10 protein-coding genes are annotated in these 13,439 nt (G+C 56.2%); all 10 read left to right on the top strand.

The window, feature by feature from the left end; translation table 11 throughout:
• Positions 1-108 precede the first annotated feature (108 nt).
• The 10 genes from nifJ (at position 109) to DW806_RS03275 (ending at position 13,438) form a co-directional block, all read left to right on the top strand.
• A complete protein-coding gene (nifJ, locus tag DW806_RS03320; RefSeq protein ID WP_118729095.1) occupies positions 109-3,669 on the top strand; it encodes a pyruvate:ferredoxin (flavodoxin) oxidoreductase in 3,561 nt (1,186 codons plus the stop codon).
• Positions 3,670-4,067: 398 nt separating this feature from the next.
• On the top strand, positions 4,068-4,901 hold the full coding sequence (locus tag DW806_RS03315; protein ID WP_118360710.1) for a hypothetical protein: 834 nt from the start codon (positions 4,068-4,070) through the stop codon (positions 4,899-4,901).
• Positions 4,902-4,913: 12 nt separating this feature from the next.
• Positions 4,914-5,750 carry a hypothetical protein gene (locus DW806_RS03310; RefSeq protein WP_118729094.1) on the top strand — a complete coding sequence of 279 codons (837 nt, stop codon included), beginning with the start codon at positions 4,914-4,916 and terminating at the stop codon, positions 5,748-5,750.
• Between the two features lie 119 nt (positions 5,751-5,869).
• Entirely contained in the window at positions 5,870-7,492 is a 1,623-nt protein-coding gene (locus DW806_RS03305; protein WP_118729093.1) for an S-layer homology domain-containing protein, read from the top strand.
• 117 nt (positions 7,493-7,609) lie between these two features.
• Entirely contained in the window at positions 7,610-8,647 is a 1,038-nt protein-coding gene (locus DW806_RS03300) for a M42 family metallopeptidase (protein WP_118729092.1), read from the top strand.
• Complete coding sequence (locus tag DW806_RS03295; protein ID WP_118729091.1) at positions 8,644-9,666, top strand: M42 family metallopeptidase; 1,023 nt, start codon at positions 8,644-8,646, stop codon at positions 9,664-9,666. The genes DW806_RS03300 and DW806_RS03295 overlap by 4 nt, the downstream gene beginning before the upstream one ends.
• Positions 9,663-10,667: a M42 family metallopeptidase gene (locus DW806_RS03290; RefSeq protein ID WP_118729090.1), complete on the top strand. Its 1,005-nt coding sequence runs from the start codon at positions 9,663-9,665 to the stop codon at positions 10,665-10,667. Before DW806_RS03295 ends, DW806_RS03290 begins: the two co-directional genes overlap by 4 nt.
• A gap of 282 nt (positions 10,668-10,949) precedes the next feature.
• The gene (locus tag DW806_RS03285; protein WP_118729089.1) at positions 10,950-11,774 is read left to right on the top strand and encodes a sigma-E processing peptidase SpoIIGA; all 825 of its coding nucleotides are present in this window, start codon (positions 10,950-10,952) and stop codon (positions 11,772-11,774) included.
• Positions 11,775-11,788: 14 nt separating this feature from the next.
• Positions 11,789-12,493: an RNA polymerase sporulation sigma factor SigE gene (sigE, locus tag DW806_RS03280; protein ID WP_118729088.1), complete on the top strand. Its 705-nt coding sequence runs from the start codon at positions 11,789-11,791 to the stop codon at positions 12,491-12,493.
• A gap of 453 nt (positions 12,494-12,946) precedes the next feature.
• Positions 12,947-13,438, top strand: coding sequence for a GNAT family N-acetyltransferase (locus tag DW806_RS03275; RefSeq protein ID WP_118729087.1), 492 nt, complete (start codon positions 12,947-12,949; stop codon positions 13,436-13,438).
• The last annotated feature ends 1 nt before the right edge of the window (position 13,439 follow it).

The following is a 13,439-nucleotide window of genomic DNA, read 5'->3' as shown; positions in this document are numbered from 1 at the left end:
AGTGCTACAATGAAGGGGCAGGTAAGGCTTAGTTTAGGTTAAAATACACCAAAACGAGGGCTTTTAATTCCAATTGAGAATTATAATTTTTTATAGGAGGACATCAACATGGCAAGAAAGATGAAGTCCATGGACGGCAACACTGCGGCCGCGCACGTATCGTACGCGTTTACCGAAGTTGCGGGTATCTATCCGATCACCCCGTCCAGCCCCATGGCAGACAGCGTTGACCAGTGGGCTGCCGCAGGTCAGAAGAACATTTTCGGTACTACCGTTAAGGTAATCGAAATGCAGTCCGAGGCAGGTGCGGCGGGTACCGTACACGGCTCTCTGGCAGCAGGTGCGCTCACTACCACCTACACTGCTTCTCAGGGTCTTCTGCTGATGATCCCGAATATGTACAAGATCGCAGGCGAGCTGCTTCCGTGTGTATTCCACGTTTCCGCTCGTACCGTTGCATCTCATGCACTGAACATCTTCGGTGACCATTCCGACGTTATGGCTTGCCGCCAGACCGGTTTCGCTATGCTGGCTGAGACCAACCCGCAGGAGGTTATGGACCTTTCTGCAGTAGCACATCTGGCTACCATCAAGTCCCGCGTTCCGTTCATCAACTTCTTCGACGGCTTCCGTACCTCCCACGAGATCCAGAAGATCCAGGTTTGGGATTACGAGGATCTGAAGGAAATGTGCGACATGGATGCTGTTGAAGCATTCCGCAAGCGCGCACTGAACCCGGAGCACGCTATGATGCGCGGCTCTCACGAGAACGGCGACGTGTTCTTCCAGCACCGCGAGGCTGCCAACAAGTACTACGAAGCTGTTCCGGGCATCGTTGAGGAGTACATGGGCAAGGTAAATGCCAAGCTCGGCACCAACTACCAGCTGTTCAACTACTACGGCGCTGCTGACGCTGACCGCGTTATCATCGCTATGGGCTCCATCTGCGACGTTGCAGAGGAAGTTATCGATTACCTGAACGCACACGGCGAGAAGGTCGGCCTGGTTAAGGTTCGTCTGTACCGTCCGTTCCGTGCTGACAAGCTGATCGCAGCTATCCCGGAGACCGCTAAGAAGATCGCAGTCCTCGACCGCACCAAGGAGCCGGGCTCTCAGGGCGAGCCGCTTTACATGGACGTTGTTACCGCTCTGGCTGATGCAGGCATCACCGATAAGGTAGTAACCGGCGGCCGTTACGGTCTGGGTTCCAAGGATACGCCCCCGTCCTCCGTATTCGCTGTATACGAGGAGCTGGCTAAGGCAGAGCCGAAGAAGATGTTCACTCTGGGCATCAACGACGACGTTACCTACCTGTCCCTCGAGGAGAAGCCGGCACCGAACACCGCAGCAGAAGGCACGACCGAGTGCAAGTTCTGGGGTCTCGGCGGCGATGGTACCGTTGGTGCGAACAAGAACTCCATCAAGATCATCGGCGACCACACCGACAAGTTCGTACAGGCTTACTTCCAGTACGACTCCAAGAAGACCGGCGGCGTAACCGTTTCGCATCTGCGTTTTGGCGACAAGCCGATCCGTTCTCCTTACTACATCAACAAGGCTGACTTCGTAGCATGCCACAACCCGTCCTACATCACCAAGCACTTCCCGATCGTGCGTGACGTTAAGCCGGGCGGCGTATTCCTCATCAACTGCCAGTGGTCTCCGGAAGAGCTGAGCAAGCATCTGGCAGCTTCCGAGAAGCGCTACATTGCTAAGAACAACGTTCAGCTTTACACCATCAACGCGATCGACCTCGCTATCGAGATCGGCATGGGCAAGCGCACCAACACCATTCTGCAGTCTGCATTCTTCGCACTGGCTAAGGTAATGCCGAGCGAGCAGGCTATCCAGTTCATGAAGGACGCTGCTACCAAGTCCTATCTGAAGAAGGGCCAGGACATCGTTGATATGAACCACAAGGCTATCGACATTGGCGCTACCGCATACCAGAAGATCGACGTACCGGCTGACTGGGCTGACGCACAGGACGAGGCTGATACCCGCGATCTGCAGGGCCGTCCGGAAGTTGTCAAGATGGTCAAGGACGTTATGGAGCCGATCGGCCGCATGGACGGCGACTCCCTGCCGGTATCCGCATTCGCAGGCGAGCATGTTGACGGCTCCTTCGAGCACGGCGCAGCTGCTTACGAGAAGCGCGGCGTAGCAGTTACCGTTCCGCAGTGGAACGAGGCTACCTGTGTTCAGTGTAACCAGTGTGCTTACGTCTGCCCGCACGCTACCATTCGTCCGTTTGCACTGACCGAAGAAGAGGCTGCTGCTGCACCGGCTTCCACCAAGCTGGTTGACATCAAGGCAGGCAAGGGCAAGGGCGTTTACAAGTACACCATGGCTGTATCTCCGCTGGACTGCATGGGCTGCGGCGTATGTATCGGCGTCTGCCCGACCAAGTCCCTCAAGATGGTACCGCAGGCAGAGGAAGCTGCTCAGCAGGATGCATTCGATTACTGCGTAGCAAAGGTTTCCGAGAAGGCCGACATGATCTCCACGAACTCCGTAAAGGATTCGCAGTTCAAGAAGCCGCTGCTTGAGTTCTCCGGTTCCTGCGCAGGCTGTGCAGAGACCTCTTACGCCCGCCTGATCACTCAGGTTTGCGGCGACCGTATGTACATCTCCAACGCTACTGGCTGTTCGTCCATTTGGGGCGGCCCGGCTGCTACCTCCCCGTACACCGTTGATGCAAACGGCCACGGTCCGGCATGGGCTAACTCCCTGTTCGAGGATAACGCAGAGCACGGCCTTGGCATGTACTACGGCCAGGAAGCTCTCCGTGAGCGCCTGATCTCCAAGCTCGAGGTTATGGCTGGCTCTGAGAACGCTACCGACGACTTCAAGAACGCTGTCAACACCTTCATGGATACCAAGGACAACGGCGCTGCTAACGCTGAGCCGGCAAAGGCACTGGTTGCAGAGCTCGAAAAGGGCGCAGCAGCAGGCTGCCCGGACTGCAAGGATGTTCTGGCTCACAAGGAATACCTCGCTAAGAAGTCCGTTTGGATCTTCGGCGGCGACGGCTGGGCATATGATATCGGCTTCGGCGGTCTGGATCACGTTCTGGCATCCGGCAAGGACGTAAACGTTATGGTATTCGATACCGAGGTTTACTCCAACACCGGCGGACAGGCTTCCAAGGCTACCAACATCGGCGCTGTTGCACAGTTCGCAGCTTCCGGTAAGACCACCAAGAAGAAGAGCCTTGCTGAGATCGCTATGAGCTACGGCTACGTTTACGTTGCACAGGTAGCTATGGGCGCTAACCCGGCTCAGACCCTGAAGGCCATCGCTGAGGCTGAGGCTTATCCGGGCCCGTCGCTGGTAATCGGCTATGCTCCGTGTGAGATGCACTCCATCAAGGGCGGCATGACCAACTGCCAGGCTGAGATGAAGAAGGCTGTTGACTGCGGTTACTGGAACCTGTTCCGCTTCAACCCGCAGCTGGCTGACGAGGGCAAGAACCCGTTCATTCTGGAGTCCAAGGAGCCTAAGACCGAGGATTACCGCAAGTTCATGATGAACGAGGCTCGTTACTCCGCACTGACCCGTGCATTCCCGGATCGTGCAGAGGGCCTGTTCGAGCGTTCCGAGGTAGAGTCTACCAAGCGTTACGCTCACCTGAAGCGCCTGCAGGATCTGTACGCTCCCGAGGCGTAAGATCGCGCAAAGCGCTTGCTGAAATAGCATAATAAATCCCGCAGAGGTTTTCTCTGCGGGATTTTTTTGCGTTTATTTCATAACATACGCGAATTATATCCGATGTTAGACTTTACCATAGGGTGCGGCAAGGTGAATTGCCCGTCAGGGCAAGAGAAGGTGCCCTGGGGTGCGACCTTTCGGCTCACCGCCTGTAAATTCATCTGCACACGCGCAATCGTAGGGGAGTACAGTGCGCTCTCGCATCACCGACAACCAGACGCGGACAAACGATTTTGCCGCTGCATGATACATTTCTGTTTCAAAATACAAAGAGATATATCCTTCCGGAAAAATTTATGCTATACTGAAACCAGATAAGACAGGCAGGACAATTAGATAGAGAAAGGCGGATGTTTATGAACAGAGATCTGCTCAAACGTGTGGGAATGTTGACGGCGGCAACTGCCGCCTGTACAGCCGGTGTTTTCGGGGCGCTGGCGGTGAATGGCTTACGCTACATGAGGCCAACGGCAGATAACTGGTGGCTGCTGCCGTGGGTCGCACCGGCGGAACGCATCGAGCAGTGCGTTATGGACTTCGGTGAGGGCGACCCGACCTACACTGTCACCGGATACGATGCACAGAACCGCGAGATTTGGTCGCGCACGACATTCGGCAAGCTGGCATCGGTCGGCAGCAGCCGTGATGTGTACATCGGCAATATATCGGCGCGGTATTTCTTCGGTCAGGGCGGAAAAGCGGACTCGGTTTGCCAGTATGATGAACAGGGACGGCTTATCCGTATGGAAACCGACTATGGCGGCATATCGACGTATTACTACCACGGCGATGCGACTGAAACGTATCTGGAGGAAACGCACAACGCGCAGGGCGCGTTGACCGGCCGCAAGATCACCGAAACCGACCCGCAAACAGGCAGTACCGTCACCAATATGGACATATACGAAGACGATGGTACCTATCTTGCCTCGCAGTACTGCATACTGGATTCGCATGGCAACATCGTAAAGCAAGTGCATGTCAGCGCGGGCGGACAGATGAGAACCTGTGACTATCAGTGGACGTATGACGATGCCGCGCGCACGGCCACCTGTGTGGACGAGGCGGAGGGCACGACCGAGAAATACTGGTATGACGAACAGGGACGCTGGATAAAAAATGCATATAGCTTTTCGGAGGATGGTTTTTCGCGTGAGATTACAACAACATACACCGATGTAACCCGCTGAGGAGGTGTTTGGGTGAAGCTGAACATTCTTAAACGAGCCGGAATGCTGGCGGCGAGCACTGCGGTCTGCTGCGGTGCTGTTTTCGGCGGCTTATCGCTGAACGGACTGCGGTATGTCCGTCCGACAGCGGAAAACTGGACACTTCTGGCGTATATGCAGCCTGCTGCTCGGATTGAACAGCAAAAGATAACGCGCGTGATACCGGATGAGAAGGAATGGTCCTATCTCAAGATCACCGGCTACGATGCGCAGAACCGCGAGATCTGGTCGCTGAATTGCAAGCGTCCGTTCGGTGTGAGTTCCAGTGAACGCAAGGTTTACAACGGCAGCAAAATGACATGGTATTCCACAACCTGCGGTGTGAAAACGGTTTCTTACACAGAGTATGACGAGCAGGGTCGTATCGTTCGCACGGAGGATGAGGACGGAATAGAGACTTACACCTATCGCGGAGACGAGAAAGAACCGTATCTGAAGCGGAGTTACGACACGGCAGGCAACATGCAGTCACAGACAGTGTCGGAATACAATCCCAAAACCGGAGAAACGACCAGAACCCGTACGGTTTTTGAGGGTGTGCTGACCGGTACATGGATCACGGTGAAGGATGCACGCGGCTCCACGCTGCACATGGAAAATGATGTGCATGATCCGAATTACGAAATGATGCAGGACAACGAGTGGACGTATGACGACGCTGAGCGCACCGCAGTCTGCGTCAGCAGGGACGGCGTAACCGAGAAAATATGGTATGACGAGCAGCAGCGTGTCCTGCGGGATGAATACTACACGCCGGACGGTATTCTGCAGACCTGCACCGTCAATGATTTTTTTGACATTACCAGATAAATATGGGAACCTTTTGCAGATACTAACGTCATATACAATATAGCGATCAGAAAACAGCGCGCGATACCGGGAACAAAGAAAATACATCACTGACCGCTGAATTAAAAGGAGGATTTTCTATGAAACGAACGATTGCAGCGATTTTATCTGCGGCTATGCTGGTAACGGCAGCTGCGGCAGCGGAAGCGCCGAGCAGTTGGGCCAAGTCGGCGGTGGATACCGCGCGGAACGCGGGCATTGTGCCGGAGCAGGTTGATCAGGCGTACACGCAGAGCATCACCCGTGCGGATTTCTGCGCGCTGGCGGCAGCGGTTTATCGTACTTGGGAAAAGAGCGGCAACGTAAAATCCGTCGATAAAGCCACGGTTTCCTTCTCGGATACCAAGGACGAGGACGTGCTGCTCTGTGCGTCTTTGGGCGTGGTAAACGGCGTTGGCAATGGCAAATTTGCACCGCAGCAGCAGCTGACCCGTCAGCAGGCGGCAAGCATGCTGCACCGTCTGGGCAATCTGCGCAAGAATGCCAAGGACAATGTAAAGGACCGTATGCCGCACGTTTTTGCGGACGGTGCGGATATTCAGTCGTGGGCACGGAATGATGTGTACTGGGTCTACAATCAGGGCGTAATGAACGGCGTCAGCGGCAATCGTTTTGCACCGAATAACAGCTATACACGCGAGCAGTCCATCGCGACCATGCTGCGGCTGTATGATACCAAGTATGCCGAGGTGCCGAGCAAGACCGCGGCTAAGTATACTGTTGTTGTTGACAGTGATGACGGTTTTAATGTACAGATGCACCTTGAGGATGCCAAGGGTAACAAGCTATTAACCAATTACAAGAAATACAATGGTGAATTCACCGCTATTACGGTATTTGGCGAGTGGGTCTATCTATATCGAGAGGACAGTCGGGAATACACTGTATACAATATGAAAACCGGTGAAACTCTGGAAAATTATGCACTTGCTACGGTGGACGGTGAGCAGGCAGGCTGGGCGATTCCGATGAATATTGACAGTATAACGTACGGCAAGGATTATATGATTTTCACGGACGGTACCAAGGCTAACCAAACGTATGACCACCTGACCGTCTTCAAGGACGGCAAAGCAGTTGTTCGCGTGGACAGCAAGACCATTCGTGCTATTGATACTGCGGGCAAAACTGTGTGGAGTATGAATTTTGCGCTCGATCACAAGAAAATGTATATTTCGGATAACATAGGTGATCGCTTCGTTGCAACAATGGATGATAATACCTCGTACACGATTATCGCAGGCGGCAAGCGCATTGCATCCAGCTCTCATGCGCTGGATGTAAGTCAGTACAGCGATACCTACATCGCCGCAGAATCGACCGGTTATTACGCACTCTACAACTTCAAGGGCAAAAAGCTGACAAAGACCTATCAGAATGCGTTCAATGAGGTCGGTCAGAATATTTACAGCCGCTGGATCAGCAATACCGAATACGAGTACATCCGCTGTGATGCGGACGGCACGAACAAGGTTCTGTTCCGCGTAAAGTGCCCGAACGGCCGTCCGGGCACACTGCCGACCGACGGTGCAGGCGTGTATGCGCTCCGCACGGATGAGCACACTATTACCTGCTTTGACCGCTTCGGCACGACGCTCGGCACCATCAAGAACGATGGTGCAATGACGCAGGAAATCACCTTTGAAAACGGCTGTGTCCGCGTAATGGATAAGCTGTACCTCCCGACCGGTGAAGAAATCTGATAAACACGAAAAAGGCACCGACTCGGTGCCTTTTTCATTTGCTGTACCTTGTAACCGAGCAATGAAACGGTTATAATAGAACCTGTACGATAAACGACGAAAAAAGGAGGAATTTCCTTGCAGTTAGAACAAACGCTGCGAACGCTGTGTGCACTGCCGGCGGTCAGCGGCTTTGAGATGCAGGCGGCACACACCGTCGCGGAGCTGTTCCGCCCGTACTGCGACACCGTGGATGTGGATAAGAACGGCAATGTGATCGGCAGCTTGTCCTGCGGTAAAGAGGGCGCGAAAACCGTCCTTCTGGACGCGCATCTTGACCAGATCGGCTTTCTTGTCACCGAGGTACTGGACGGCGGCTTTCTGCGGTTTGCGCCGGTCGGCGGCGTGGACCCGCGCATGCTGCTCGGCGGCGAGGTGACCATTCTCGCGGACGAGCCGCTGTACGGCGTGGTATCCTGCATGCCGCCGCACCTGCTCAAAGCAGGTGAGCAGAACAAGGCCGTACCCATCGACCAGATGGCGATTGACACCGGTCTGCTCGATGCCAAAAGCCGCATTCGCGTGGGTACGCCCATCGTGTTCGCGCAGCAGCCGATTAAGCTGGCGGGCGGTCAGCTTTGCAGCAAGTGCCTTGACGACCGAGCGGGCGTTGCCGCCATCCTGCTGGCGATGGAGAAGCTGCACGCGGCAAAGGATAAGCTGAAGTGCAATGTCGCGGTGCTCATCAGCACGCAGGAGGAGGTCACCGAGCTGGGTGCGCAGACCGGCGCGTTTACGGTTCAGCCGGAGTACGCCATCGCGGTGGACGTGACCCACGGCAGAACGCCGGACGGTCCGTCGGACGGTGTGTTCGACCTCGGCAGCGGCGTGGCAGTCGGCATGGGACCGAACCTGCACCGCGGCTTTACCAAGGCGCTCATCAAGACCGCCAAGGCGAACGACATCGACTATATGCTTGAAATTATGGAGGGCAACACCGGCACGAATGCGTGGACGATGCAGATCGTCGGCCGCGGCATCGCAATGGGTCTGCTGTCCATTCCGGAAAAATACATGCATACGCCGGTCGAGGTTGTGAAGCTGTCTGACGTGCAGGCGGTTGCTGACCTGATGGCGGAATTTCTGCGCGAATTTGACGGGGAGGTGGGCGCATGATCGAACTGATGAAGCAGCTGTGCGCACTGCCGGGGCCGTCCGGCTGTGAGGATGCGGTGCGCGAGTTTGTGCTCGAGAAGGTAAAGCCGTTCGCGGACGAGATCAAGACCGATGCCATCGGCAACATTATGGTGTTCCGAAAGGGCAAAAAGGCGCTCGAGCGTCCGGTCGTTGTGTGCGCACACATGGACGAGGTCGGCGTTATCATCAAGCAGATTACGGACGACGGCATGCTGAAGTTCGGCTTTGTCGGCGGCGTGGACCCGCGCGTGGTCATCGGCCGACCGGTTCGCTTCGGTGATGTGCAGGGCGTGATCGGCATCAAGGCGGTTCATCTGACAACTGCCGCAGAGCGCCGCACTATGCCCAAGACTAAGGATCTGTATATCGACATCGGTGCAGCGAGCAAAGCTGCCGCTGAGGACAAGGTTTCGCTTGGCGATTATGGCGTGTTTGACTCGGCGGTTGTCGAGTTCGGCGACGGTCTTATCAAGGCTAAGGCGATCGACGACCGTGTCGGCTGTGCCGCGCTCCTCAAGCTCATCGAGGATGAGCCGCCGATCGACACCTGGTTCTGCTTTACTGTGCAGGAGGAAGTCGGTCTGCGCGGTGCGGCAAGCATGGCGTATGCGCTCGACCCGGGATTCGCAATGGTGCTCGAGGGCACGACAGCCGCTGATCTCGCAGAGGTGGAAGGCGGCAAAGCTGTTTGCCGTGTACGCGGCGGTGTGGTTCTGCCGTTCATGGATGGCGCGACTATCTATGACGCGGAATTGTTCGAATTATTGCGCAATGCCTGCGACAAGCGTGGCATCCGCTGGCAGACGAAAACGCGCGTAGCCGGCGGCACGGACGCAGGCCGCATCCACAAGAGCCGTGCAGGCGTGCGCGTGTGCGCGGCTGCGGCTCCGGTACGCTATATTCACTCGCCGTCCTCGGTGGCGGCAGTAGCCGACTGCGAAGCGGTGCTTTCCGCCGCACGCGCATTTCTGGAAGAACTCGGAGGGGACGACGAATGAGCAAGATTTTTGATTTATGGAACACGGTCGCGGGTGCATTCGGCCCTTCCGGCCGTGAGGATGCGGTCCGCGAAACCATCGCGGAGATTGCAGGCGCGTATATCGACGATGTGACGACGGATGCGCTCGGCAATCTTATCTGCCGTAAAAAGGGTGCAAAGAATGGAAAAAAACTGCTGTTTGCCGCGCATATGGACTCCATCGGCGTGGTTGCCACCTATATTGAGGACAAGGGTTTCATCCGTTTTTCGCAGATCGGCGGCCTGTATGTCGGTGACCTGCTGAATATTCAGGTGAAGTTTGCCAACGGCACGCGCGGCGTGATCTCGTACGAGGAAAAGACACCGCTCAAGGATTTGACGCTGGATAATCTGTTTATCGACATCGGTGCAAAAAACGCCGAGGAAGCGCGCAAACTGGTGCAGATCGGCGATTTTGCCGTGTACGAAGCACCGCGGTTCGAGCAGAACGGCGTGCTGTGCGGTCCGTATCTGGACAACCGTATCGGCTGTGTGACGCTCCTGCTGATGATGGAGCAGCTGGCGGACAAGGAAATCGAGAACGACCTGTACTTCGTGTTTACGGCACAGGAGGAGGTTGGCCTGCGCGGCGCAGGCGCGGCAGCGTTCGCAGTTGAGCCGGATGCGGCTATCGCGGTGGACGTGACCGATACCGGCGACCTGCCGGAGATGAAGTCCGCGATGGCGGTCGAGCTGGGCAAGGGACCGGCAGTCAAGGTGATGGACCGCTCGGTTATCTGCACACCGGCGGTTGTGGATGCGCTCGAGCAGGCGGCGAAGGACTGCGGTGTATCCGCGCAGCGCGAAATCCTGCTGTGCGGCGGCACGGATACCTCGGTGCTGCAGAAGGCGCGCGCGGGCGTGCAGGCAGGCGCGGTCTCTATCCCGACTCGCTATATCCATTCTCCGAGCGAGCTGTGTGCGGTTTCCGACGTCGAGGACGCAGCAAAGCTGCTGGCACAGTATGCACTCCGAAAATAACCGATAGAGTTACTGGGAATGTTGTAAAAAACGACAGGTGACAAGCTGCCGATTTTGCAGTATGATAAAGACACAGCAAGGGGGCTGATACCGATAAAAGGTGCAGGACTCTTGCTGTTTTTTTATACCCTTTCTCATTTCGACCACATCTTACTTACATACTACTCTTTGCCTGAAGCTGTTCTACCTTATGGTAGAGCGGCTTCGGGCATTTTACGCTCTTTATTCGGCAAAACGTGCACGTTGTCCGTGCTATACTGAATCTTGTTCGGGAGGTGAGGTATGGTCGTCTATCTGGATGTGCTGTTTGCCGTCAACGCGCTGATGGATGGCGCAACGCTGCTTGCGGCGGCTCGCTTAGGCGGCGTGCAGGTGCGGAAAATGCGGCTGATTTTCTCAGCAGTACTCGGCGGCGGCTATGCCGTGCTGGGTGCGGTCTGGCCGGTGCTGACACTCGCGCCGCTGCGCCTTCTTGCAGGACTGGGCCTGTGCATGGTCGCTTTCGGCAGAGAGCGGCACCTTGCGCGGCTGTGTGCACTGTACGGCGTGGTCGCGGCCTCGTTCGCCGGACTGGCGGCGGCACTGAGTGCCGCAAGCGGCAGGAGGCTGCTGCTCTCGTGCGGGTACTACTTTGCGGTGCCGATACAGGTGCTCGTGCTGGCGGCAGCTGTCGGCTACGCGGCAAGCGGGATACTCCTGTGCGGAGATGCGAAGCACGGCGCGCTGCACCGCGAAACGGAAACGCTGACCATCCGGTTCGGCAATCGGCAGACCGTCGTGCGTGTGCTGCACGACACGGGCAACGACCTAATCGAACCGGTTTCCGGAAAGCCGGTCGTGGTGATCGAGCGCAAGGCCGCCGAGTGCCTGCTGGACACGCAACTGCCGTTCGGCAGTGTGTCCGCGCAGCTGACGGCTCTGCCGGAAAATCTGGCTGCACGCTGCGGTCTGCTGCCGTTTCACGCGGTCGGCACGGATGGCGGTCTGCTGCTGTATTTCCGGCCGGACAGCGTGCTGAGGGCAGACGGCACAGCACTTGACTGTGTGTGTGCAGTCAGTGCGGTCTCCATCGGTCAGGGCGCGTACGAGGGACTTATCGGGGTGTGAAAGGGAGAGCAAAAATGAAAATTCTGCAGTGGTTAAAGACGATTTTACGGCGGTTTCGAGCGCAAGGTGTACATTATATCGGCGGCAGCGATGTTCTGCCGCCGCCGTTGTCTCCGGAGGAGGAGGCCGCCGCCGTGGAGGCGAACAGCGGGGGCGATGTTGCGGCGCGCAACCGTCTTATCGAGCACAATCTGCGGCTGGTGGTGTTCCTGGCGCGCAAGTTTGAGTCGAGCGGTGTGGGAACAGAAGATTTAATTTCTATTGGAACAATCGGACTCATCAAGGCGGTGAGCACCTATCGGAGCGACAAAAACGTCAAGCTGGCGACGTATGCGTCGCGGTGTATCGAGAACGAGATCCTCATGCACCTGCGCAAGATCGCCGGACGGCGGAGCGAGGTTTCCATCGACGAGCCGCTGTCCTCGGACTGGGACGGCAACGAGCTGCTGCTGAGTGATATTCTCGGCACCGAGCCGGACAGCGTCATGCGGCCGCTCGAGGATGATGTGGACAAAATGCTGCTGCATCGGGCACTGGGCCATCTGCCGCCGAGAGAGCGGCAGATCATCTCGCTGCGGTTTGGCATCGGCACGCCGAAGGCGCTGACGCAGAAGGAGGTTGCGGATTTGCTGGGTATCTCGCAAAGCTACATTTCAAGGCTGGAAAAGCGGATTATCGCGCGAATGCGAAAAGATATTTTGAAGTATTCGGCGTTTTAAGAAAGAGTGAGGAGAACGCAATGGGTTATCATTCTGTGGGCGGCCAATGGCCGCCCCTGCGTTTTAGCAAGGAGCAGATGGTTTAGATACGGTGCGCCGAGGTCGCACCCCAGGGCACCTTCTCTTGCCCTGACGGGCAATTCACCTTGTGTCGCGCCTGCGGAAAGAACCCGTATGTGTAGCAGTAAGGTATCTGTGAACTGCGAATAGGTTGCGAAAGACACGCAAGAGTAACCCGACTGCCGTTCTCCTTTTCGGAGCGGTCGCCGGTCTCTGGTCTGCGTCAGGCTAACGAGCAAAGGAAGCGGGATTCAAAAGGGTGGAAACCTTGGTGTCCATCCTTTTGCCCACCGCCGTGGGTACGGCGCGTTCCTCCGGTTTGCAGCCGATGCAACAGTTTTCTTTTCTCCTGCACTATGCTATAATAAGAGAAAACCCAAGGGATGAGATACCATGCAGATCGAAATTCGGCAGTACGAGCAGCGTGATGCTGCACAGGCAGCAGAAATTTGGAACGAGGTCGTTGAGGACGGTAAAGCCTTTCCGCAGATGGAAAAGCTGGACGAGGTGACCGGTCATGCCTTTTTCACTGAGCAGACCTATACCGGCGTAGCGTACGACGCGGCAACCGGCGAGCTGGTCGGTCTGTATATTCTGCACCCGAACAATGTGGGCCGCTGCGGTCATATCTGCAACGCCAGCTACGCCGTCAAAAAGACCGTGCGCGGACAGCATATCGGTGAAAAACTGGTAAAGCACTGCATTGCACAGGGGAAAACGTGCGGATTCCGCGTGCTGCAGTTCAACGCAGTCGTCAAGAGCAACAAGGGCGCACTTGCGCTGTACAAAAAGCTGGGATTCACACAGCTTGGTGTGATTCCGGGCGGATTTTTGAACAAGGACGGCGAATACGAGGATATTATCCCGCATTACCATGTTCTGTAAA

Origin of the sequence: Butyricicoccus sp. AM32-19 (genome assembly GCF_003480365.1) — a bacterium.
Lineage (GTDB): Bacteria > Bacillota > Clostridia > Oscillospirales > Butyricicoccaceae > Agathobaculum > Agathobaculum butyriciproducens.
Note: the sequence above shows the minus strand (reverse complement) of the source record. Positions and strands in the feature narration are given on the sequence as shown.

Excerpts from the sequence above, each read along its gene's own strand:
- nifJ (WP_118729095.1), top strand. The coding sequence starts at position 109 with ATGGCAAGAAAGATGAAGTCCATGGACGGCAACACTGCGGCCGCGCAC.
- DW806_RS03315 (WP_118360710.1), top strand. The coding sequence starts at position 4,068 with ATGAACAGAGATCTGCTCAAACGTGTGGGAATGTTGACGGCGGCAACT.
- DW806_RS03305 (WP_118729093.1), top strand. The coding sequence starts at position 5,870 with ATGAAACGAACGATTGCAGCGATTTTATCTGCGGCTATGCTGGTAACG.
- DW806_RS03295 (WP_118729091.1), top strand. The coding sequence starts at position 8,644 with ATGATCGAACTGATGAAGCAGCTGTGCGCACTGCCGGGGCCGTCCGGC.
- DW806_RS03290 (WP_118729090.1), top strand. The coding sequence starts at position 9,663 with ATGAGCAAGATTTTTGATTTATGGAACACGGTCGCGGGTGCATTCGGC.
- DW806_RS03285 (WP_118729089.1), top strand. The coding sequence starts at position 10,950 with ATGGTCGTCTATCTGGATGTGCTGTTTGCCGTCAACGCGCTGATGGAT.
- sigE (WP_118729088.1), top strand. The coding sequence starts at position 11,789 with ATGAAAATTCTGCAGTGGTTAAAGACGATTTTACGGCGGTTTCGAGCG.
- DW806_RS03275 (WP_118729087.1), top strand. The coding sequence starts at position 12,947 with ATGCAGATCGAAATTCGGCAGTACGAGCAGCGTGATGCTGCACAGGCA.